This is a genomic window from Paenibacillus sp. FSL E2-0151 (assembly GCF_037993015.1).
Classification (GTDB): Bacteria; Bacillota; Bacilli; order Paenibacillales; family Paenibacillaceae; genus Paenibacillus; species Paenibacillus amylolyticus.
In genome coordinates this window covers 2,693,027-2,716,742 of record NZ_CP150308.1, presented here as the reverse complement: position 1 = coordinate 2,716,742, position 23,716 = coordinate 2,693,027, and the positions used below count along the sequence as shown (strand labels likewise).

At 47.0% G+C, this 23,716-nt stretch carries 22 protein-coding genes; 6 read left to right on the top strand and 16 right to left on the bottom strand.

Going from position 1 to position 23,716, the window contains the following annotated elements:
• Window positions 1-29 precede the first annotated feature (29 nt).
• The 6 genes from MHI55_RS12545 to MHI55_RS12520 all read right to left on the bottom strand — a co-directional run bounded on the left by MHI55_RS12545 (window position 30) and on the right by MHI55_RS12520 (window position 8,504).
• Window positions 30-2,102, bottom strand: coding sequence for a membrane protein (locus MHI55_RS12545; RefSeq protein WP_036670436.1), 2,073 nt, complete (start codon window positions 2,100-2,102; stop codon window positions 30-32).
• Window positions 2,103-2,260: 158 nt separating this feature from the next.
• The gene (locus MHI55_RS12540; protein WP_017689071.1) at window positions 2,261-2,536 is read right to left on the bottom strand and encodes a WXG100 family type VII secretion target; all 276 of its coding nucleotides are present in this window, start codon (window positions 2,534-2,536) and stop codon (window positions 2,261-2,263) included.
• 186 nt (window positions 2,537-2,722) lie between these two features.
• Window positions 2,723-3,271, bottom strand: a complete 549-nt coding sequence (locus tag MHI55_RS12535) for a WXG100 family type VII secretion target (protein ID WP_017689072.1) — start codon at window positions 3,269-3,271, stop codon at window positions 2,723-2,725.
• 6 nt (window positions 3,272-3,277) lie between these two features.
• On the bottom strand, window positions 3,278-4,108 hold the full coding sequence (locus tag MHI55_RS12530) for a hypothetical protein (protein ID WP_036670435.1): 831 nt from the start codon (window positions 4,106-4,108) through the stop codon (window positions 3,278-3,280).
• Window positions 4,109-4,124: 16 nt separating this feature from the next.
• The gene (essC, locus tag MHI55_RS12525; RefSeq protein WP_340390146.1) at window positions 4,125-8,129 is read right to left on the bottom strand and encodes a type VII secretion protein EssC; all 4,005 of its coding nucleotides are present in this window, start codon (window positions 8,127-8,129) and stop codon (window positions 4,125-4,127) included.
• 54 nt (window positions 8,130-8,183) lie between these two features.
• Entirely contained in the window at window positions 8,184-8,504 is a 321-nt protein-coding gene (locus MHI55_RS12520) for a hypothetical protein (protein WP_036609203.1), read from the bottom strand.
• 422 nt (window positions 8,505-8,926) lie between these two features.
• Here MHI55_RS12520 and MHI55_RS12515 point away from each other — a divergent pair, with 422 nt between their 5' ends.
• Window positions 8,927-9,166 carry a hypothetical protein gene (locus tag MHI55_RS12515; protein WP_074094612.1) on the top strand — a complete coding sequence of 80 codons (240 nt, stop codon included), beginning with the start codon at window positions 8,927-8,929 and terminating at the stop codon, window positions 9,164-9,166.
• A 123-nt stretch (window positions 9,167-9,289) separates the two neighbouring features.
• Here the strand turns inward: MHI55_RS12515 and MHI55_RS12510 are convergent, their stop codons facing one another.
• From MHI55_RS12510 to MHI55_RS12485, 6 genes are all read right to left on the bottom strand, one after another.
• The gene (locus tag MHI55_RS12510; protein WP_164783094.1) at window positions 9,290-9,442 is read right to left on the bottom strand and encodes a hypothetical protein; all 153 of its coding nucleotides are present in this window, start codon (window positions 9,440-9,442) and stop codon (window positions 9,290-9,292) included.
• A 245-nt stretch (window positions 9,443-9,687) separates the two neighbouring features.
• Entirely contained in the window at window positions 9,688-11,163 is a 1,476-nt protein-coding gene (locus tag MHI55_RS12505) for an aldehyde dehydrogenase family protein (protein ID WP_340390144.1), read from the bottom strand.
• A gap of 169 nt (window positions 11,164-11,332) precedes the next feature.
• A complete protein-coding gene (locus tag MHI55_RS12500; protein ID WP_339191612.1) occupies window positions 11,333-11,872 on the bottom strand; it encodes a GNAT family N-acetyltransferase in 540 nt (179 codons plus the stop codon).
• Window positions 11,873-12,035: 163 nt separating this feature from the next.
• Window positions 12,036-12,374: a L,D-transpeptidase gene (locus MHI55_RS12495; RefSeq protein ID WP_253507579.1), complete on the bottom strand. Its 339-nt coding sequence runs from the start codon at window positions 12,372-12,374 to the stop codon at window positions 12,036-12,038.
• A gap of 56 nt (window positions 12,375-12,430) precedes the next feature.
• Window positions 12,431-13,564 (bottom strand): ribosome small subunit-dependent GTPase A, encoded by a 1,134-nt coding sequence (gene rsgA, locus MHI55_RS12490; protein WP_339188160.1) that lies wholly within the window; start codon window positions 13,562-13,564, stop codon window positions 12,431-12,433.
• 425 nt (window positions 13,565-13,989) lie between these two features.
• A complete protein-coding gene (locus tag MHI55_RS12485) occupies window positions 13,990-14,583 on the bottom strand; it encodes a metalloregulator ArsR/SmtB family transcription factor (protein ID WP_339191614.1) in 594 nt (197 codons plus the stop codon).
• Window positions 14,584-14,761: 178 nt separating this feature from the next.
• On the opposite strand from MHI55_RS12485, the gene MHI55_RS12480 reads away from it, so the two are divergent.
• The 3 genes from MHI55_RS12480 (at window position 14,762) to MHI55_RS12470 (ending at window position 17,042) form a co-directional block, all read left to right on the top strand.
• Complete coding sequence (locus tag MHI55_RS12480) at window positions 14,762-15,760, top strand: YpdA family putative bacillithiol disulfide reductase (RefSeq protein WP_076249782.1); 999 nt, start codon at window positions 14,762-14,764, stop codon at window positions 15,758-15,760.
• 5 nt (window positions 15,761-15,765) lie between these two features.
• Window positions 15,766-16,209 (top strand): DUF441 domain-containing protein, encoded by a 444-nt coding sequence (locus tag MHI55_RS12475; protein WP_339191615.1) that lies wholly within the window; start codon window positions 15,766-15,768, stop codon window positions 16,207-16,209.
• A 320-nt stretch (window positions 16,210-16,529) separates the two neighbouring features.
• A complete protein-coding gene (locus tag MHI55_RS12470; protein ID WP_036609214.1) occupies window positions 16,530-17,042 on the top strand; it encodes a hypothetical protein in 513 nt (170 codons plus the stop codon).
• A 100-nt stretch (window positions 17,043-17,142) separates the two neighbouring features.
• On the opposite strand, the gene MHI55_RS12465 is transcribed toward MHI55_RS12470, so the two are convergent.
• Window positions 17,143-17,592, bottom strand: a complete 450-nt coding sequence (locus tag MHI55_RS12465) for an NUDIX domain-containing protein (RefSeq protein ID WP_339188163.1) — start codon at window positions 17,590-17,592, stop codon at window positions 17,143-17,145.
• Window positions 17,593-17,668: 76 nt separating this feature from the next.
• Window positions 17,669-17,965 carry a HesB/YadR/YfhF family protein gene (locus tag MHI55_RS12460; RefSeq protein ID WP_036609218.1) on the bottom strand — a complete coding sequence of 99 codons (297 nt, stop codon included), beginning with the start codon at window positions 17,963-17,965 and terminating at the stop codon, window positions 17,669-17,671.
• A 485-nt stretch (window positions 17,966-18,450) separates the two neighbouring features.
• On the opposite strand from MHI55_RS12460, the gene MHI55_RS12455 reads away from it, so the two are divergent.
• Entirely contained in the window at window positions 18,451-20,196 is a 1,746-nt protein-coding gene (locus MHI55_RS12455; protein WP_036609220.1) for an ABC transporter transmembrane domain-containing protein, read from the top strand.
• A gap of 12 nt (window positions 20,197-20,208) precedes the next feature.
• Complete coding sequence (locus MHI55_RS12450; protein WP_340390142.1) at window positions 20,209-22,299, top strand: ABC transporter ATP-binding protein; 2,091 nt, start codon at window positions 20,209-20,211, stop codon at window positions 22,297-22,299.
• Between the two features lie 184 nt (window positions 22,300-22,483).
• Here MHI55_RS12450 and MHI55_RS12445 read toward each other — a convergent pair whose 3' ends face one another.
• Together MHI55_RS12445 and MHI55_RS12440 are read right to left on the bottom strand one after the other, a co-directional pair.
• Window positions 22,484-23,110: a YdcF family protein gene (locus MHI55_RS12445; protein WP_340390140.1), complete on the bottom strand. Its 627-nt coding sequence runs from the start codon at window positions 23,108-23,110 to the stop codon at window positions 22,484-22,486.
• A complete protein-coding gene (locus MHI55_RS12440; RefSeq protein ID WP_051447120.1) occupies window positions 23,107-23,652 on the bottom strand; it encodes a hypothetical protein in 546 nt (181 codons plus the stop codon). Before MHI55_RS12440 ends, MHI55_RS12445 begins: the two co-directional genes overlap by 4 nt.
• Window positions 23,653-23,716: the final 64 nt, after the last annotated feature.

Here is a 23,716-nt window from a genome sequence, read left to right as displayed (position 1 = left end):
GTGAGTCACCTCCATCATTCACGTGTTATTTATAAGTTAGGCAACGTATAGCTGTTGTTGCTCAGGAATTTGTTAATGGCACTCATTCGAGCGGCTACTTTGCCAACACCTTTGAAATAGGAAGCATCGGTATTGTAAAGATTTTTGAAATCACGGGCATACGATTCCGCATTTTCAATTTTTCTGCCTTTTTGAGCGTTATACGTTTTATTGTAATGAGCAATCAGCGTGACCACATTCTGGGCACGTTTTTTCTTCAGAGCTGCTTTCTGAGCAATCTCCTGTTGACGTTTAACTTCAGCTGCCGCTTTACGCTCCGCTTCCTGTTTTGCAAGCTTGGCATCATTCTCTTTTTTCCAGACCAGATAAGCTTCATATTTTGCCTGTTTATCATACTTCTCCTGCTGCGCTCTCTTAGCAGCTTCTTTCTTCTGCTGTTCTTGCTTCACCAGAAAGGCCTCATATTTCGCCTGTTTGTCGTACTTGGCCTGTAACGCCTTACGTTCTTCTTCTTTTTTCTTTGCTTCAGCTGCCTTCTGCTTGGCTTCAGCAAGCTTTTTCTTTTCCTCTGCGTCCAGTTTTGCAGCATCTGCGGCCTTTTGCTTCTCTTGTTCTTCCTGCTGTTTGAGCGCAGCTGCCTTTGCTGCTTCAGCCTCTTCCGCAGCTTTGATATCTGCCAGTCGTGTGGCTTCCTGCTGTTCTTTCTGTTTCACCTCTGCCTGATCGGCGAGTATTTTGACCGTTGGCACGCCACCTGCCAGCAATACAATAAGCACAGCGGAGGATATCATGAACTTTTTGGATCTGTAGAATGGCACAGGTACAGGTTTGTCTGTGTCTTCTTTTGGATTAAGCTTTGCATCCAGTTCCTTAATTGCGGCCTCGACTTCCATCTGCATCGCGCTGTTATGAGGAATAAAATGATAAAGCGAGCGGTACACTTCCAGTGCTGCAGCCGGTTTATCTTCATCCTCCAGGGCTCTTGCTTGCAGGAACAGACGGTTCACAACCGCTTCCTGATCGGGAGAGTGCGGCGTTTGGGGACGGTTCCCGTCTTGCGTATTCACCGGTTCACTTACTGGTTCTGAGCTCTTTTTCAGATTCACATCAGCTTCGGATGGATTGGCAGCTTTTTCTTCCGATGTCGCAGCCGCCGCATTGGCCTGATCCACGTCTACCGCAGCCAATGCAACATACCACTCACCAAACGTCGGACAACTGCTCAGATCGTGACTTTCCCAAGCTCGAATAAACAGATCGGACAGTTTGGAACCCCAACGCTTCTCAAGGGACTCCCGCATCGCATAATACCGTTCACTCACCGTTTGCATTTCATGCTGGTCAAAATAACTTTCGCCCCACGCTTTCTCTACAATCACAGGGTCGGACCAGCTTAACATTTCAGCAATGATAACCGCTCCGGCAAATCGGTCAGCATATGAACTCCACAAACCGCTGTGCACTGTTCGATGGGCTGCATAACCGGGTGACCCGGCAAGCAGGGCATCCGGACGATCCATCTTGGAACCGTACATCTGCTCGACATCCACAAGTTCTACCGCAGACATCTTCCCCAGGTTCTCCACTTCGGAAAAAAACGGAATCATTACATTGGGAGCGGACATATCGCAATGAGCCAGTCCACGTTGTTCCATAGCCGAACCTGTTCCAGCAAGCGCTCTAGCCAGCTTCAGGCTCTCCTCAGCCGTCAACTGTCTCTGATCACTGATTACATCGAACCAGGTCTGACCTTGCACCCATGGCATCAACACCGCATATAACAGATCGGGATGTTTTCCAATGAGCGCTCCGTTTCTTTCCGGAGTGAGCACATCACGCTTGCATACCTGCAAACCTGGCAGTTCACTATAAGACTCCATATGCTCAGACTGATATACCATAGCCGGAATACGGAATTTAGGAAAAAATACTTTTAGTGCTTTAGCCCCATGAATGGAACCATTTCGGGGTAACAACTGATAAACAATCCCCTGCCTTCCGGCTTGGGCATAAGCCAGACCCGGCGCTGCCGGATGTTGCCCAATCGTATAGGCAATGTCGTTAATCACCACTTCATCCCCGGGATTTGGTTGAAAAGACATGCTTATCCCTCTCTCTGTCCTAGTGTCATAGTTGCAACAAAAACCGGGTGTTGTGAAAACGCCCGGTTTTTGCTGTAGTTGTACATCTTCAGCTTGCTATCCACCTATAATTCAGGACGAATTCAGACTTCACATCGGCCTGATCTATGTAAAGCAGATTAACGAGCTTGGTCAGCTGTACGGAATTTGTTAGCAATAGCTGTAAGTTCAGCGCTGATGCTGTTCAGCGTTTGAACGAATGATTGCATTTGTTTGCTAGCTTCTTGGAACTCTTGGAAGAAGCGTTGCTTTGTCATACCTTCCCATTGTCCTTCCATGCTTGTGATGGATTGAGTCAATGTAGATACGATTTGCTGACTTTGCTCACCGCTTTGTTTAAATTGGTTGGAAACCTGATCAAGCTGCTCTGGGGTAACTAAAATACGTCCTGCCATTTGTAAATTCCTCCTTGGTTTGTGCAATTAAATTTTTACTTGTTCAAATTGTACTATACCAGGATCGATCGGACAAAAGCCGAAGGACCTAATCCTATTTACCCCATTTTCAGCACTTGAAACTTCTCCTAACAGCCTATTTACAAAAAAATATTCACTTTCTGCTGTTACTTTTATTCACCCTGTTCAGGAAACAACAGGCTCGGTCCCTCTTCTTCCCCGAAAGGAAGGATCTGTGAATCTCCATGCTACAGGCTCAGGCTGCATAGCCTGCACCAGTGTAGCCGGGGAGCCATCAGGCGGAGCGGCATCCTGTACACGATATACGGCCGCCATTGCGGAAAGGGGATCGGATACTACAGCTACAGTTGCAGAATGTGCAGGCATGATTTCTCCTGTACGATTGTTCTGAAGAACATTCAGCATATTGACCGCATTACCATAGGCTGTGTTCACATGACTCAGCACGGAACGATACTCCATGTCTGCCTGCTGGAATAACAACGCTTTGCGTCCCAGCTGTACGCTTAAGTCCATTAATCGACGCAGCGCATCCTCGCCCAGTCGTTTACTGTGATTCCATTCATTCATCACCGCTGCGCGGGATTCAACCTCCCACTCCAGCGAATGAATCGCCTGATCCAACACTGTCATCTTTTGCTGTATTTGCTCCGCTGCATACTGAATCTGCTTGCTCAGTGCCCGAAGCACATCCGGTTCCACACGAATGCGCATTTACCATCACCTTTCCTCTTCCCCTGCAGGCTGTTTAAGCCAGTCCAGCAGCATCTCGTGAAACTGTTCTCTAGTCGTTAGTGCTGCAACAAGCCAATCATCTGAAGCCGCAGTGCTCATCCGGAACAACCAGTTGGAAACCGCACTTGCAGCAAATGCTGCCGACTGCGACTTCCACCCGTCTTCATTCCATACAAGCAACCTGAGCTCCCCGTCTGACTCCTTACCCACCAGACAGCGTGCCAGTGCAAGTGAGCCCTCAGGATCACTTGTCTCCTGTTCGAGTTCCGTTGCTACGGTCTGTACTCCGCTGTTTTCGAGCTCATTCATGACATCATAAAATTTTTTCTTGGAGCACATTAGGGCCGGTTTCTCCGCAGGAGAATGGCCGCTCCATTTCATCCGCTCTATCAGAACATCAATGGCTTCACGAACACTTCCCAGATCGCTGAGCCGGAACGAGTCCGGTACGTCGTCAACACGGGAAACTTCAACGACCCGCTCATCCGTGCAATGGATATAACTCTCATACGACTTGCCGTTGATCGTGTAGCGAATCCAACAAGCTCTGTCGGACAATCCGGCAATGGCTACCCTGGAGAAAACGGTCGGTGTCATGATCAGCTCATCGGTATCCTGATCCCGAATCAGATATCCTTTGTCAAGCAGGGAGGTTTTGACACGCTCCCACTCCATCGCGATATCCTCCGCCATATAGCCGCGAAACGGATCTTCCACACCAAGCAGTCGGTCTGAACCGAGAATACCAGCCAGGAAAAAAAGTTCCTTTGTTTGCAACGTGACTACCTTTTGCTTAGAATCATGAACCGTCAACATTATGAGCCACCTCCCCTCAAACTACAACATGCCATCGGTCACGAATTTCAGAAATCCAATCGGTCATTTTCCAGCTGTCATCACATGGAACTGCACCTTTAACCCTGGAATATTTACGTTTTACATAATAACCTTGACCCGGAGGCAGTACCTTCAGCCCACCTGAACTACCTCCGGATTCGGAATAAGGTATACGGAAGAACGAGAGATCGTTAGGGTCTAAAGTCCCGAACAGCATTCCACTCTGGGAAGCCTTCACATCCGTTACCCAGTCAGAACCAAAAGTTGGGAAGTCTGCCGGAACTCCGGATAGAATCACGTGTACACCGCGATCCCTTCCTTGACGAACAATCGCTCCCAATTGATCTTTCACATTAAAATCGTTTAACTGCTTGGACAAGGTGTCCGCATCGTCGATGACGAGCACAAGTTCCGGTCCACCGGAAATCTCGCCTCTTTTCAGAACTTCATCGTACAACTGTTGAATGACAGGCGCAAGCTGTTCTTCTCGCGATACATGTCCACGGACATGGGGCAAACTGCTGATTTCCCCCAGCCCACCTGAGCCATAACGCATATCTACTGTGTATATTTGCACATCTTCCGGAGAAGCATGATAAGCCAGTGATAACATCCATGTCAATAAAAATGTCGTTTTGCCGCCTTCCATCGGACTCGTTACCATGAAATGCGGACCTTCACGCAGATTAAGCTCGAATGGTTCCAGATCATCCGTAAGCAATCCCACAGGGACAGTTACAGACGATGTATCCCAAGCCTGACCATATGATCCTGTCCGAATGAGCAGATCTTTCAGTTTGATCTCTTCCGGAAGTGGAGCAATCTGCGGCGCTTCTTCCCCTGTCCAGCCTTGGCGAATCTCAGCAATCGTACGGCGCAGTGCCGATGAACGCTTGCCCTCATCTGCCCCTGAAGAGGGTAATGCCGCCTGGAACATTAACGGAGGCACTTGCCCTTTGACCAGACCTCTTCCTGGCGGAAGTTGGCTTGGCGCCTTGGAAGGTCTTCCCACGGCATAATAATAATCGCTTGGATCGGATAACTCAAATGAAACCGCATTGGGAATATTGCTTCTGAATTTTTCAAATACATCTGTTACCCGATTGGCTGTGAGCACAAAGGTGATACCCAGACTTCCGCCTTCACGCAGGATCGTCTCCAGAAGTTCATTCTCTTCCGGATAGGCATTGCGGAATGAAAGATAACCATCGATAACGACCACAACCTGCGGGACAGCCGCGTGAGCTGTCCGGCGGTACGCCGAAATCGTTTTAACCCCCGCCTCCGAGATGATATCTTTGCGTTGTGCTGACAGCTTGAGAATATAGCGGAATAACCGCTTGATCCGGTCTTCCTCTTCAGCCATCATCACACCACCGATCTGAGGTAGTGCTGCAAAGTCTTTCATCATACGGCCCATGTCGATAATGTAACCATGCCAAGGCTCAGTTCTATGGGAACGAGCCAGAGACATAAGCAAGGTCTGAACAAATGTTGTTTTTCCCAGTCCTGGCATGCCGTACACGACCAGATGTCCTTGATCCACAGGCAATGCGAGCGGTTGTTGGCGCTGATTAGGGAGATCATCCAGCAAACCAACCAGTGGTTTCAGACCACTCGCTCCGCCATCAAGCAGCAGCTCCCGATTCTCTTCTTCCTGCCATTCCTGAAGACCTTCCCATTCCAGTGTCTCTGGTAAAGGTGGCAACCATGGTCCTGGCAAACGACGGATACCCGCATCCGCTGCAGACTGCGCAACATAATCAATAAATACCTGAAGCTGTTTCGGAACATCTTCACCTTTGAGAACGGCTCTGCGCTCTCCAGTTAACAGAGGCTCCCGCTTACCGTTCAGGCGCACTTCCATAACAGGTAATACCGTTGTTGAATCCTCCTGCTGGTTATAAGGTGCACCACTCCAGGCGAATTGCATTTCTTCAAACACTTCATCACTACCAACCTGGAAATATCCGCGACCAGGCTTTGTAATCCAGGCAGCATTTGGAATCTTGATCATATCCCTGCTATCTCCCTCACTCTGTACGCGAAGGCAGATCCGGAAGCGCGAATTACTCCATATTTTATCGTCCACAACACCAGCTGGCTTTTGGGTTGCCAGAATTAGATGAACCCCAAGTGTCCGGCCAATGGCCGCGATACTGATCAATTCATCCATGAACTCCGGCTGGTCCCGCTTCAATTGAGCAAACTCGTCAATGATAATAACCAGATGTGGAAGTGGCTGTTCATGTCTGGAACGCAGAATCTTGTAATATTCATCAATATGCTGGAGGTTTCCCGCATCATTTAATATTTTTTGCCTTCTGACCAGTTCGGCACGAAGTGAAATATTCGCCCGCTCGATCAAATTCCCATCCAGATTGGTGATTGTCCCTACCACATGAGGCAGATCAACAAATGTATTGGACATCCCGCCACCTTTATAGTCAATCAGCATGAAGGCCAGATCATGTGGATGGAACTCAGCAGCGAGTGAAGCTACGATGGACTGGATGACTTCACTTTTACCTGAACCGGTTGTACCTGCAATCAGACCATGGGGACCATGACCCTGACGTTCAATTTTGTCATGCAGGTTTATCGCAATTTTTTTGCCGCCAGCGCGCACACCCATTGGTACAGGCAGCGTATCAGGATATCTCGTCTGTCCCCACCTGGACACCACATCGAGATCTTCCACGCGTGATGTGCTCAGCATATCAAATAACGGGAGCACTTGCGGGATATCCGAAGCAGATGAACGTTTCAACCGGATCGGTGACATATAACGGGAAAGCGCCTCTGCCATCTCTTTAGAGATCACATCAGGCTTGTACGTTTGTTGAATAACATCTGCATCTTCCGTTTTTTTGATATACACCCCTTTGCCTTTGGAGGCATCCATAATCAACTGGCAATGCATCGGTAGAGACTCCTTGCGATTAGCCAGTATGATGGTGCATACATCAATGTCATGAGCCGACTCCAGCAACAGCGGAAGCAACGGTTCTTCTTCAATTAATTGCGTATCGGAGAGAATTACAACGTAACATGGTGTTTGTATGCTTTTCTTGTAGCGGTCTTCCTTATTGTTACGACGCCGGTTCAACACGGAAAACAAGCTGTCCGCCAATTGATGCGCACCGCTGTGCCTGTCGGCCATATAGCGTTGTCCTTGGTCTTCATCCCAGATATGTGGCATCCAGCGAAGCCAGTCCCATTCCTTGCTGTCCTTTTCTTCATAGAAAGCAGCAAGCTTCAGTTCATCCGGGGAATGGCGTACCGCCAGTTGTGAGATGATGACTCGCAGGGAAGCAAGCACTTCCTCCCGATCACCGACAAGTCCCATAACCTTCGATTGGAACAAAGGCAATGTAATGGAAGCATCCGGTACCGTCTGGAATTCAGCCGCAAGTTCATGGGCCGCTTCAATCAGCTCATCCTTCTCGTAACCATCAATCCGCGGAACCTGAAGTTTGATGCGGAATGGAATCTCTCCCGTACCAATGCGTACCTGAAGGAAATCATCATCCTCTGGTGAACGCTCCCACAAGGAACTGTTCCGGTTCTTCACCACTTGAAGACACACACCCGGATCACCATGAATTTCGTATAGGCTCTTCACTTGCTCCGCCTGAGCTTCTTTCAGTTCTTCCCGGTGTTTGTCCAGTTGGGCAAGATACATTATTTTTCGTTCTTCCAATTTTTTGCGATATGATTTCTTATTGCTCAGATACACGAAGAATGGAATGGTGTAAGAAGTAAGCATCATCATGACCGTCATCATCTGAAACATCATATAACTGCTGTTATTCATTTTGCCGGTCATATTGATATATACGTAGAAACCAATGCTGACCATAGTCATCATGATCGGCACAATAATGGATATCATGGAAAACGTGGGTTTGCTCGGTTCTGTTGGAGGCCTGAGTATTTCGAGTCTCTCTTCCTTGAGAACCGGTGTCATTCTTGGAGAACGCTGATATAACACATTCACGAAGAGAAGACCTCCTTTAGTTCGTTCAATAATGAATGTATACGTTCAAAAGCCCTATTCGTTGCTGTCCTGCTGAAACAATGAACGTCTTCCATATACAGGCGCTTCTTCCGAAGTTGTTGAAAAAGCCCGCTGGACACGTACGCAACTGCCTTGTCTCAGTCCCGTTTCCATTAACTGCTGTGCGTTCTGCGGAGAGAACCACAGACCTTCCGGAAACTTGGCTTCAAGGATGTACTGAATGCCGTCTCCCGGTGCCTGTCCAAAAATGCGAACGCCGAGTAATGTCTTCAAATGTTCGATGGTACATTCGTCCGGAACATCGATGTCGAACCATTCTCCTTCCTCGCGGCCGGAATGCACGGTTAGAATCATCCGAATCCCTCCCATGGTCTCATATGTAAATTGTCCTAATGTCAGATTAAATCAAAAAAAAGAGAATGAATCGTTATATCAACCCTATTTTCTTACATAAACACCCTGTTTGCAATGTACCACTTGTAATTTTGTTACATATGACCCACGTATATATTAAAATATCGTACATTCGACTCAGAACTTTTGTGGCAGTTATGCAATTTAATATTGCGAGGATACGAAAATTATCGTTTTTTGTTCCATTTAAATGGTAATTAAGTTACGTTTTTCAGGACTTTTATTCCTTCGCTCACAATTGAATTGTGAACACTTTTCAAACATTACCCACCTTTATGTTTTCATAAGCTGATTTTAAGGTAATTTTAAGCATTGGAATTTAATATTAGCTGTATGAAATAACAACCGTGAGGTGATTTCAAGTGAGAACCCTAATAACCTTTCAAAACAAATCAATCCCTGTATATTTTAATCAAGAAAACAAACAACCTATGCAGAAGACATTAAGATTGCTTAGCAGTGCTCTTGAGCATAAAATTAGCAACGGTAAACGCGCCATTCAAAAATGTCTGCATTCTTTAATTAGTATTGAGATTGTTAATGGAGAAGCCATTCTCCACAGTCGAAGTGAAAACGACTCCCTTGCTTTATCGTTATATTAAAAGGAGTCAACCAAGACACATTCATTACAAGACATGAAAAAGGAAGCTGTCGTCATAGACAAGCTTCCTTTTTTTGAGTTGTATACACGTTAACAGCGGATCACAATTATTATCAGCCATCGCTCAGTGCAGTTTGCTCAGGACATAGGCGGCATCATGTTCTTCCGCAATCTCGGCTTTACGAATACGAATGACAAACAGCCGAACCAAATTGGCACGTGTATGTTCTTCCTGACAGGTATTCAGTTTCCTCAGAATAAAGCGGTCAATGGACATGAATTTAAAGCCCCTTTGCCATTGGATTTACGGATCGATTCTTCCGTGTATCCATAAATAACCAGATAGCGTCAGCCCCAAACAGCTTTTCCACTCTTATCTTAAGCCGTATTTTGCTGAGGTGTAAAATTGTGCAAAAAGCCCGTCCCACCAAGCTGGAGACGGACTTTCGCATGATTTGTCGATCTTTTTGTAACCCACTCTAATCATTCATAAATGCCCCTGCTTGTTCACCCTTTTTCGACTTATTTTACTCCCGGATATTCCCGATATTGGTGCTGAATGCTGATCCAACGCGTACGTGTAAACTTCTCAATGGCCCAATCCCCACCGAAACGTCCAATCCCTGAAGCTTTTTCACCGCCAAACATCACATGCGCTTCATCGTTCACAGACTGATCATTTACATGCACCATACCTGATTCAATGCGCTGGGCAACCTGATATCCTCGATTCAGATCTTGGGTGAATACGGAACCACTAAGTCCATAAGGCGTATCATTCGCCAAACGTACAGCTTCCTGCTCATCATGAGCCTTCATGATCACTGCTACTGGGCCAAACAATTCCTGCTGCACGATATCCTGTTCAGGTTTAACATCGGCAAGTACAGTAGGAGACAGCACACTGCCTTTACTGGTCCCTCCGAGCAATAACCGTGCACCTTCGGCCTTGGTTTTGTTCACAAGCTCCAGCAATCGTTCTACCTCTTTTTCCCGAATGAGAGGACCCACCAGTGTTTTGGCATCCGCTGGATCACCTGCCTGGACATTCTTCGTTTTGGCTACAAATGAATCGACGAACTTATCGTAAATATCGGCATGCACAATGATACGATTCAGAGCCATACAGATCTGTCCCTGATGCAGAAACTTGCCAAAGACCGCCGCTTCGGCAGCACGTTCAATATCCGCATCTTCCAGCACAACCATGGCGTTGTTGCCACCAAGTTCCAGTGCCGTTTCTTTTAAATGTTCACCCGCCAGTTTACCGATCCCTTGTCCAACTTCTGTGGAACCCGTGAATGAAATTACTTTGGGAACCGGATGAGCGACAAAGTAATCCCCGATCTCGCTGCCACTTCCCGCAACGACATTTAGCACGCCCTCAGGCAGACCCGCTTGTTCAAACAAATCGGCAATGAGCCAACCTGCCGTAATCGGAGTGTCTGATGCTGGTTTAATCACCACACCATTACCAAGGGCAATCGCTGGAGCTACAGATCGCAGGCATAGATGCAAAGGGAAGTTCCATGGCCCGATAACACCAATCACTCCCTTAGGCTCACGAACCACACGGTTCTCTTTGCCAGGGGTATTGGACGGGATGATCTCACCCTTCATGCGATAAGGAAAAGATGCTGCTTCATCCACAATGCGTTTAGCGGCTGCAAACTCCGCCTCCGATTTGATCCGGGTACTCCCGGATTCCGTGATCAACAGTTGAATGATCTCCTCTTTTCGCTCTACCATCAGGGATGAAACTTTACGCAATACCTCTTCTTTCGCAGCAGGCAATGACTTCGCCCATTCAATCGAATTTTTCTGAGCTGACTCATAAGCCTTATCTATGTCTTTCTTATTGGAAGAGCGCCATGTGGCAATTACTTCTCCCGAATAAGGATTGATATTCTCCATTGTTTTCTCACCGGAGCCATCTACCCAGCTGCCATTAATATATTGTTTCGTCCATGTTGTATGTTCAGTGTCCATTAAAGTCATGTGAATACGCCTCCTGATCAAGATTAAATGTCACACCTGCATCACGGTGTAATACATCATTAACCTTGTTCAGAATTACGCAAACGTGAAGATCTGAATTAACTCTTCCATTCTTTTAACTTAAGGAAACAATACAACCCACACTATTCTCTCGCCATCTGGACGTCTTTCAACAGTCGGGCAGGCTCTTCTCTCCAAAGAGGCTCAAGTCTTCCCATCCGTAGCCAACTTCGATCAGATCTTGACCACCAAAGCGGAGGGACTGTGTCTGGACTGGAGTGCCTCCCATCTTTTCATAGAAGCTACAAGCTGAATTACGCTCCAAAGCCCATATGATCAAACGTTTCATATTGTGGGTCTGTAGATGATGAACGACATGTGTCGCCAGTTGCTGACCTATCCCCTTTTGTTGTACTTCCTTCAGCAAATATATAGCATACAACTCTCCATCATAAGGTAATTTTCCTTCACGCTCCTTACCCCCACAAGCAAATCCGACAATGTTCCCATCATCCTGTTCAGCTACCACCAAGATCTGATCCTTTTCGCCAGAACGAATGGCCTTCTCCCACTGGGGCAATCTTGATTCTATAGTCAAATGATCCAAAAAATCGTCAGGCACAATTCCCCGATACGTTGTTTTCCAACTCTCCGTATGTACATGGGCTATCCCCTGCGCATCCCCTTCACGCGCCCGCCTGATCAGCATAGCTATCACTCACTTTCTCTCGTAACTGCCGCAACTTTACCATATTATATGTTCTTCTTTCTATAATTCCAAATTCATCCACTTCAGTCCTGATGCCGCTAGGCATGATTCGTAATCAAAAGTGGACTTTTTGAACTACCTCTTATAAAAGTAAAATCCGGCCCTACGGCCGGATCGTTACCCTAGTGCCTACAGATACCTTGGAAGACAGATCCAGTACATCCGAGTTGTACATGCGTATACAACCGTGGGAGACAGATTTGCCAATAGACCAAGGCTCATTGGTTCCGTGTATGCCATAATGGGGAGCAGACAGCCCCATCCAGAGCACGCCAAATGGCCCACCTGGATTCGATTGTTTGTTAACAATAGTGAACTCCCCGTTTGGAGTCTGCGTGAGCATCTTGCCGGTGGCCACAGGATAGCCCTTAATCACCTGATTGCCGTCCAGAAGATATAACATGTGGTCAGACAGATCTACAATAATCCTGTAATCTGGCATAATGACATCCCTCCTGACCTATCTTATGCAAGATACCGGATGATGCCCGCCTGATTTCAGGCTTCTTCCCACTCTTTCACACTACGGGAGTGCTTGGGTTTGCGACTATTGGCCGGTTTGCTGGAAGCGGTACGCCTTCTGGATGCCACTTCTTCCTTGCGCTGCTGATATTGCAATTCCTTCTGCATTTTCAGATAATTATTCAATCTTTTTTCATCCAATGAACCATCCTGTATGGCTTCTTTCACTGCACATCCAGCTTCCCGTGTATGACTGCAATCCAGAAATCGGCACGTGGCGGCAAGTTCTTCAATTTCTCCAAACGCATGCGACAGCCCATCATTGCCCTCATCCCAGAGATTAAGCTCGCGCATTCCTGGAGTATCGATCAATACGGCTCCCTGTGGAAGTACAAACATCTCCCGGTGTGTTGTCGTATGTCTCCCCCGACTGTCTCCCTCGCGAACGGATTGCGTAAGCTGCACATCCTCACCCATCATCCAGTTCACCAGCGTAGACTTGCCACTGCCAGAAGATCCTGTGAGCGCAACAGTCAGCCCTGGCTGCAAATATCGTTCCAGTAAGGATTTCCCTTGACCCTCCACTGCAGATATCGCAAGCACTTCAACGCCTGGGGCGATTCCCTCTACACTTCGGATCTGTTCTTCCACATTGTTGCACAGATCACTTTTGCTCAGAACAATGACTGGCCTTACACCACCATTCCAAGCCATCATCACGTACCTTTCGAGTCGTCTAAGGTTGAAATCATGATTAAGTGCAGCCACGATTAACAGTGTATCTACGTTTGCGGCGATTAATTGTTCCTTGGTCACCGGACCTGCCGCCTGTCTCGATACCCTGCTCCGACGTGGCACCAGATTGTGAATAATTGCTTCTTCACCCGACTGACCTGTAATGGCCACCCAATCTCCAACCGCCGGTGCCAAGCTGGTCTCCAGACTATCATGACGCATTCGGCCCGAAATCCTTCCCCAGCATTCGCCCTCTTCTGTAATCAAACGTTGCAGATGTCCATGGTCTGCGATAATTCTGGCTGGCTTTTTCTCCTGTTCTTCCATCCCTGTCTCTTGCCACAGTTCCTGCCACTTTGCAGACCAGCCGTACTTCTCAATATGGTTATCTAAAATAAAAATTCCTCCCAAAATAAGTTTGTTTACTTCGTTCAAGCCGAGTGAACAATCATCTCCGGTTCAGATCAAAACAAAAAACCACGAGTAGAAATACACCCGTGGCAATAGGTAGTTAGCCGAATCAAAGATCATCCCTTCTTGTAGATCTACCGGATAGTATACTTAACCCTCCGATATAAACCATTCAGGAACACCCTTTTATCGGCAAACAAAAAAGCCACGGGTACGTCACCCGTGGCTTCATCTGAGCATGCGATACTTCACGTTACAATGGATACTGCTATCCAGCTAACGCAAAATTACATGCTTTGATCCGTTCCGGAGACGCTGTTCATATTCAAATTAACGTATACTACATTTAAATTTGTCATAAACAATCGCCTCCCTTGTAGAATTATCCATTATGTTACACACTGAGCTTAACAGTTGTCAAGCCCAAACTTTTTTTACCACCAGCTACTCTATTTAACCTGATCCCAGCGTGTCCACATTTCCTTCGGATTCAATTCGTAGATCTCCTCTTCCCGATACATGAACTGATGCATGATAAATTCCCGACGAATCGTGGCAAAGTCTTCATGGTATTGCTTTATAAATGTATTGATTTCTTTTTCCGTATACTTCCGACCAAATTCAAGCTGCTCGACCAGATGACCAAGTACAATCAGTTTTTTCTTGTATTGAGCCGGAATCTGACGCAGTCGTCCATCTTTGGAGAAAAAATTCCTCATGACCGACGCTTTCAATGTTTCGTTCACATCACTCATATCCTCAACCTCCTCTCGATTAAAGATAAAATCAACCGAAGCCTGTGCATTCTCGCGGATAAACGAAGGATTGAGTGTGAAATACACTGTATTTTTCTCCCGTCGTTCCTTAATCAGCGCCGCCTCTCTCAGCTTGGATGCATGATGTGTCACGGTTGGCTGTGACAGATTCAGCCGCTCGGCAAGTGCCTGTCCGTGCAGTTCACCCTGTGCCAACAACAGCAGCATGCGAAGCCGGGTCGGGTCAGCCAACGCTTTATGATAAGCCACAATTTTCTCCAGCTGCATCATCGTTCATCTCGCTTTCAATTAGATATATATCTAATTTGATATTAGTCTTTTCTTCTCTGCACGTCAACTCCTTTGGTTTCAAGTAAGCTTGTCTAATTAAACTCCACGCTTGAACTGGCATTGGCTCGTTATTTACGGTAGGATTATATTGCTTGAAATAAGGAGGATTAAGAACATGGAAGATGTCATTATTATCGGCGGAGGCCCATGCGGTCTGTCTGCTGCCATTGAATGTGAGCGGCTGGGACTGTCCGCTGTGATCGTTGAGAAATACAATATCGTTCAATCTATTTATCTGTATCCAACCCATATGCAGTTTTTCAGCACAGCCCCGCTGCTTGAGATCGGAAACGTTCCGTTCAGCACACCTAATGATAAACCGTTTCGTTATGAAGCACTTGCCTATTATCGCAGGGTAGCCGAACATTTTGGTCTGCGTGTTCATAACTATGAGGAAGCCCGTGAAATTAAACGCAAGGATGATGGTACGTTTGAGGTACATACGCTCAATCGCCGCGGGGAGGCCATCGTACATGTTGGACGCAATGTAGTTGTAGCTACCGGTTATTTTGACCATCCTAACTATCTGGGCATCCCTGGAGAAGATAAAGATAAGGTAACCCACTACTTCCGGGAAGCCCACCCTTATACCCGTACACGTGTCGCCATTATTGGCGGAAGCAACTCAGCCGTGGATGCAGCCATGGAACTGGTTCGGGTCGGAGCACATATTGATATGGTTTATCGCGGCAGTGGTCTGTCCCAGCATATTAAACCATGGGTACGTCCGCTATTCGAGAGCATGGTGACAAAAGGTCATATCACACTCCACCTGGAATCACGCGTGAATGAAATACTCGATGATTCGATTCGTCTGATACACACGGATGGTTCCACTCGGGAACTGGATAATGACTTCGTACTGGCAATGACCGGTTTCCGTCCAGATCGTCAACTACTCACGTCGGTAGGTGTGGAGATGTCTGATGATATGGATAAACCTCTATATGATGCACAAACGATGGAAAGCAGCGTACCTGGTGTATATGTGGGCGGAGTCATCGCTTCGGGTCGTAATGCCAATGAAGTCTTTATTGAATCCGGGCGCTGGCATGGACGTTACATTGCGGAACATATCGTTAGCAAACAACGTGGACAGACTGAAGGGAAATGAAAACAATGGATATGACTTCCCTGCTGTTGCTCGTATTTGCGGCTCTCGGGATTATCAGCAGCAACACACCTGTGACCGTAGCGATGGTATTTCTGTTGTTGCTACGAGTCCTGAACCTGAATCAGGCATTTCCATGGCTTGAAAAATACGGACTTACACTGGGCATTATCATTCTGACCATTGGCGTGATGGCACCTCTTGCCAGTGGCAAGATGAGTCTGCAGACGATCGGTGAGTCTTTCCTGCACTGGAAATCACTGCTCGCCATTGGCGTAGGATTACTGGTGGCATATCTCGGAGGACGTGGCGCTATGTTGATGGGTACACAGCCAACTGTCGTTGCAGGGCTGTTAATCGGAACGGTACTTGGGGTTGCCCTATTCAAGGGTGTGCCTGTGGGTCCATTGATTGCGGCGGGAATTTTATCATTGCTGCTGGGCAAATCCTGAATCAAATTGTGAAGCTTGTGACCTTACATGCTATGCAGATTGGCTGTATTTCCCACCGTTGTGTGATATACTTCTATTCATGCAAATTATGTACACGAGTCTACAACAGAATAATCCACATTAGAGGTTGTTCAAAAAGTCCGCTTTTGATTACGAAGGATGCCTAGAGGCATCATCAGCATCGAATATGGAATTCAGCCGAAATGTCTTCTCGGTACTGAAAACCGTCCTATTTGAACACGTACTATTATGGTTATGCTGTTGCATAAACGTATAGATTCACTTTGCAACTATTAATGGCGCAGGAGGATTAAGGAACCATGTCACGTCAGTTTATTACAGAAGCCGTGATGGTGGCGATTTACGGTCAATTGCTAGCGCCGCCCGCGCCTGTTGAATATATTGTTCCTTATACCACCATCCTTGAGCTATATGAATTCCAGACCAGTCCTGATCCCATGATGGATAACCCGGCAGATGATCAGCATGTGAAATCCAAAATCAATGAAATGATTTCTTATTTCGAGGAACCGCTGAATAAGAAAAAAATAGAGCGTGCGTTACTTGTTCCATGGGCCAAAAGCCCCTCCATTTTATTTGGTGACCAAGTATCCATTGCCATTATCAATGCAATAGATACGGCACAGTACGGGGAGTATTTCGATCCCATTGAGACCGAACTGCTGCTGACATCTCAGCGCCTGAGTATCCCGATTCTTACCGATCAGGTTGAACTGATTGCACGCATAATTGAGTCTGAATCACCTGTACAGGTATTCGATATTGATGATTTTGATTTTGCGATGGATGATGAACCACTGGATCAGGTGTAATTCATGCTCTGAGCACCAGAATCGGATTTTAAGAAAAAATGACCTTGGCATCCACTTTATCGTGCATGCCAAGGTCATTTTTTTGCGGTCAACACTTATTTTATTCTGCAATATCCCGCGCTAACAGGATTCGGCTAATCTGATTCAGAGGTGGTAACGACTCCAGCGCAAAAAACTTCAGACCTGCATCACTATTTACACGCGACTCCACAAGGTCATCCTGAATGATCACTGTCCGAAACAGGGCAATGACATAATACTCTTCATCTCCGCTTGAATGCAGATGCCGAAGGTCAGGCCCCGAATAGAGACCTTCGAGTGTCATGGTATCAGCAGTCCAACCTGTCTCTTCCCATAACTCCCGATGTGCAGCACCTTCAATGGCTTCACCCGGGCGCATCTCACCTGATGGCAACCGCCAGTGACCATGTTCAGCATGCCGAATCAGCAGTAATTCACCTTGTTCGTTCTCAGCCCGCACCGCCGCTTTTACAACAATATGTGAGCGTTTTGCGATATACTGGGCCAAATCTCGTGGTGGCAGATTCACTGCTTATCCCCTCCTCCTACTCGGAAGCCGGTGGCGACCTGTAATCCACCTATTGCTTAACAGAATACTTCAAGCATTAGACTTCCGTGTAACGATATTCGATATCCTGACCTTCATCAACGATGTCCACATGCAGTTGGTGCCCTTTCAGATACCAATAATCGTGATCTTCCATAAAGAATTGAATCCCCGAAACTTCGGTTTGATCCGCAGGATGTCTTGGTTTCTCTACAGCAATACCTAGCGAAAATCCAGGGTGAAGACCTCCGCCAGAGCTATAACGTGCAAAAAATCGAATGCTGTCTCCCTCGTTCAAATTCAGCTCTTCCTTGTACCAGCGAGCAGCTTGATCGGATACATGTATGGTACTCATTTGGTGTCAGCTCCTTCTGTATATATATGTTCCATCATATCTCGACAGGGACTTGAATACAAACCCGAGTGACCACATAAAGACAAAATAAGTTGTGAAAAATGTTTGACAGATTGTAAAAGCCGGTGTTAAGATGCAAACATACGAGGTCTACATTGTATTTATTTCCAAAAAAAGAAAGGGTGATTACGGTGTTTAACAAACATATGATAGGTCAATTCAGCACACAACTAAATACCGGAGCACACCCGAAATCATTATTCCGTTCATAAGTCGGCATGACAGGCGATCTTTCATTAGAACCTCTGTGATGTATACTCACAATCGAACTTATATATGGTGACGGCTCTGTTCTCTGAGCCATGCTGCCGTATGATTATATGAAGACATACCGCCTGCGTGCGGTATGTCTTTTTTTGTGGGTACATTTCGGCATTCATGAACGGAATTTGCATTTCTCGGACATCGAAAGGAAGGGATAACACTTGTTCTCTGTACTTAAAAACCTGGCCTGGTTCTTCCGGCTGGAACGCAAACGATACCTAACCGGTGTCATTTTGCTTATTCTGGTGGGCATTGCCGAACTGCTGCCTCCTCGTCTTCTTGGTAATGCCATCGACGAGATTGTGCGCGGTTCCATTACCGGCACCTCACTTACGCGTTATATTTTGCTTATTCTGGGAACGGTCATCATTATCTATCTGGTTACATACGTTTGGATGCACAAACTGTTTGGTGGTGCCAATCTGGTGGAGCGGCTGCTTCGTTCACGCTTTATGGACCACTTGTTACGGATGACTCCTCCCTTTTTTGAGAAAAACAGAACAGGAGATTTGATGGCTCGGGCCACCAATGATCTTCGTTCCATTGCCACTACAGCAGGCTTCGGCATGCTGACCTTAACAGACTCTACAGCCTTTCTGGCCACCGTATTGTTCGCCATGGGTTTCCTGGTCAGTTGGAAACTGACCTTGGCGGCAATCCTGCCATTACCTTTTATCGCCATTGCCATGATGATCTATGGTAAAGCTGTACATCAACGTTACACCCTAGCACAGGATGCATTCGGAGATATGAACGACCAGGTCCTGGAATCCATCGCCGGAATCCGTGTCGTGCGTGCTTATGTGCAGGAACGTCTGGACGAGAAACGGTTCGCCGACGTGACCGAGGATGTGTATCGCAAAAACCTGGCTGTTGCCAGAATGGATGCCCTATTTGAACCCACCATCCGCCTCTTCGTTGGACTCAGTTATGTGATTGCACTTGCCTACGGCATATATCTTGTATTTCATAATGAAATTACCCTGGGGGATCTCGTATCGTTTAACATGTACCTGGGGATGATGATCTGGCCCATGTTTGCCATCGGTGAATTAATTAACCTGATGCAACGTGGTAGCGCTTCGCTTGATCGGGTCAACGAGACTTTATCGGTAGAACCTGCCGTACAAGATGTGGAGCAACCTGCTCACGTTACGAATCCGGAAGAAATTGCGATGCAGGATGTTACATTCCGTTACCCAAGTTCCACTGTCGACAACCTCAGCCACATCAGCTTTTCGCTGCGACGGGGTCAAACATTGGGTGTTGTGGGTCGTACGGGTAGCGGTAAGTCTACTTTGCTCAAACAACTGCTTCACGAATACCCTGCCGGTTCGGGCACATTAAGCATCTCGGGTCATCCGATTCAGGATATCGCCAAAGATGACTTGCACAGCTGGATTGGGTACGTACCACAGGAACAAGTTCTGTTCTCCAAATCAGTTCGTCAAAACATTCAATTTGGTCAACCTGGGGCCAGTGATGAAGTCATCATGGAAGCCATTCGTACCGCCGCTTTTGACGGGGATCTGGGAACCTTATCCGATGGACTGGATACACTCGTTGGTGAAAAAGGAATCTCTCTGTCCGGTGGACAGAAACAGCGGGTATCGCTGGCGCGTGCCTTTATTGCTAATCCTGATATTCTGATCCTCGATGATGCCTTATCTGCGGTCGATGCACGTACTGAAGCCAAAATCATTGAAAATATACGCAACAAACGCTCGGGCAAAACCACGCTGATCTCGACTCATCGCCTGTCTGCTATTGAACATGCTGACCGAATCATCGTACTGGAGCACGGGAAAATTACGGAAGAAGGCACTCACCAGGAATTGTTAGCCATGAACGGCTGGTACCGTGAACAGTATGAACGGCAACAGGTCGAGTCCAATCTGTCCACGTAGGAGGTCAATTCATTGAAGTCTAATACAGGCAAAAGGCTGCTTGATTACGCCTTGAAAGCCAAAGGAACATTTATCGCTGCATTAATTATGCTTACCATTGGTGTTGCGGCCGAGCTTGCCGGGCCGTTTATCGCCAAATCCATGATCGACAATCACTTGCTCGCGATTGAGCAGCCTTTCTATGAGACAACAGCTTCAGATGAAGCCGCAGTCTACAACGGTAAGAACTACAAACGCGAAGGCTTGTTCGAACCGGATGAAAACAAAGGTTCCGAAGTGCGGGTATTACAAGCCGGCAGAAGTTTTTATTTTGTAAACGAATCGGTAAGCGCACCTGACGGGGACCGCACATATACGGATGGAACCCTCACGGTTACACGCGCAGGTGAGGTAACAGGCCAATATGCGGCAACACCCCTGTCCGCTGGTGAACTGTTTGCTTTTTACAAACCGGAGATGCCCAGCATCTATCAATTAATTGTGTATTACATGATCTTCCTCGTGATCTCGGTCATTATGGAGTTTGGTAAAACTTTCTGGCTGCAATCCTCGGCCAACAAGGTCATTCAAAGATTGCGTAACGATGTGTATGCCCATATTCAGCGACTGCCGGTGCACTTTTTTGATAACCTGCCCGCAGGTAAAGTTGTATCTCGGGTCACAAACGACACAGAAGCCGTCAAGGATCTGTTCGTTGCCGTTCTTTCGAACTTTTTCTCAGGAATCATCACGATTACAGGTGTGTATGTCGCACTCTTCCTGCTTGATGTTCGCCTGGGTCTAATCTCATTATTCGTTGTGCCGATGCTCATTACATGGATTGTGCTCTATCGCAAATTCGCCACTCGCTACAACACGATCATTCGATCCCGACTGAGTGAGATCAATGCAATCATTAACGAGTCCATTCAGGGGATGTCCATTATCCGCGTATTCCGCCATCAGAAACAAACCAAACAGGAATTCGAAGATCTGAATGATGACTATATGAAACACCAGAACAAAATGCTTAACCTGAATGCCTTCACCTCACACAACTTGGTTAACGTATTACGGAATATCGCCTTTGCGGTGGTCCTGTGGTACTTCGGTTCCAGTGTGTTGGATGGCACAAGTATTATCTCCCTGGGTGTTCTATATGCCTTCGTAGATGTTCTGGGTCGCTTGTTCCAGCCAATCACCGGTATGGTGAATCAACTCGCCAACCTGGACTCCTCCCTCGTATCTGCTGGTCGCGTCTTTGAGCTGATGGATGAAAAGGGAGAAGCTGTGACCGATGGCTCTATGCCAAGATACAAAGGGAATGTTGTCTTCGACGATGTATCCTTTGCCTATAAAAAAGATTACGTGCTTAACAATATCTCATTCAAAGCATCCCAAGGTCAGACGGTCGCTCTGGTCGGTCACACCGGTTCAGGTAAAAGCTCAATCATCAACCTGCTATTCCGGTTCTATGATCCGCAAAAAGGCAAGATCACGATTGACGGTCAGAACGTCAAAGATCTGCCTAAACAGTGGATTCGCGAGCATATGGGGATTGTATTGCAGGACCCGTATCTGTTCACAGGCACCATTGCTTCCAACGTCAGTCTCGGCGATGAGAAGATCTCCCGTGAACGAATTGAACAGGCGCTGCGTGATGTAGGTGCTGAACGTATACTGGCTCATTTGCCTCAAGGCTTTGACGAACCTGTCATCGAAAAAGGAAGCACATTGTCTGCTGGACAGCGTCAGTTGATCTCCTTTGCTCGGGCACTGGCGTTTGATCCGGCCATCCTCATTTTGGATGAAGCGACTGCCAATATTGATACGGAAACGGAAGCATTAATTCAGAACGCACTCGAAGTCCTCAAAAAAGGACGTACCACCTTCATCATTGCTCACCGTCTGTCCACCATTCGTTCGGCAGATCAAATTCTGGTTCTGCATCGCGGGCGTATCGTTGAGCAAGGTGCACATGATGAACTGATGGAGCTTAAAGGCCGCTATTATAAGATGTATCAGCTTCAACAAGGTGCGCAAGCAGCAGCGAGTGCAACCAGCGGGAATCCGTCGGGTGAGATCATTCCAACCTCAACCTCCTTTGCCGGAGGCAATGCATAACAGAGTAAAACAGAACGCTCTTTTAAGTAATCAATCAAAAATGATGTACTCGACGGCAAAACAAAAACCGATCTACACAGCTACCTCAGGGTTTGCGGTGTAGATCGGTTTTTTGTATTTTCATCGGGATTCAGGTTCCGATACTGTTTATTTCGTCCAGACAAAAAACAATCCGCGTGCAACCTCATGGCTGCTGCGGATTGTCTATCCATCCTTTGATCGTATATCCCATGTACATCACGGTCTCTCTTGCGAGAAAAGGAAACTTGCTGCGCCAGGTTCGATAAGCCGTTGTTCGTGTCGGAGAGGGTACGGCATCCATACCCAGTCCGGCAGCCAGCTTCATGGCCCGTTTCATATGTAACGGATCACTCACAATTGTATAGGTTTGATAACCGGCCTGTTCACCAATTGGAATTGAATTGACCAGATTCTCCTCGGTAATTCTGGATTTGGTCTCTATGCGAATGTCCGCAGGATCTACTCCATGTGTGATGGCATACTTCTGACCCACTTCAGCTTCCGTATGTTCTCCATTATCACCTGATCCACCTGTGAAAAGCAGATTACGAACGGTACCCTGACGGTATAACTCAATCCCGTGTTCAATACGTTCGCGAAATACAGGTGAAGGGTTATCCCCCGCCACGGCTGCGCCCAGAATGATTGCTGCGTCCGATATCCTGGATGAATCCTCATCCGTATATGCAGATATACGGATTGCTGTAACCACAGTCCACAGGATTCCAACCAATACTACAGCCAGAGCCGTCATTAATATCCAGCGTTTCGTTATCCGTTTGCTTGTCATTCATCCTCTTCCAAAGCCCTTGCTTGCATACTCTCGGTATGCATACGCTCCAGCGTTTGCAGAGCTGCTGCGGATTCGGCATCCAGACCAAGCTCTGCGATCCAGGCACCCGTATATTGCTGAAGACGGATCTCCAACTCCTGTGCACGGTCTTTGAAATCCTCCAATTCCTTAATCATACGTGATCGTCCTTCCGGACTGAATGTCTCATGGATTCGTTCCTTGAAGTAGTGATGTACGATACGGTTACGTTGCTGCCATAACTCATTCAATTGAAGAGTCTCTTCCTCGGAGAATGTAAAATGATGGCGCACTTCGTGAATGAGCTGTCCCAGTGAACTGCTCATCTTTCGTTCGTACAGATCTTCCAGATCCTCTTCAGACACGGCTTTGCCCTGAGACATTTTCATTAATAAAATCAGATTGACCAGCTGCTGTTCAAGCGCCTGCCCGTAGTACACTGCCAATCCGTAATAGGCAAACAATTCCCTGGAGTGTTCGCTGTCCAGCATGTCACCATTCTGGATATCTGTATTTTGCATATGCGAGCGCCCCCTTCAACCGTACAATGTTAACCATTCCATGTCCCTCTATCCTAACCAAACC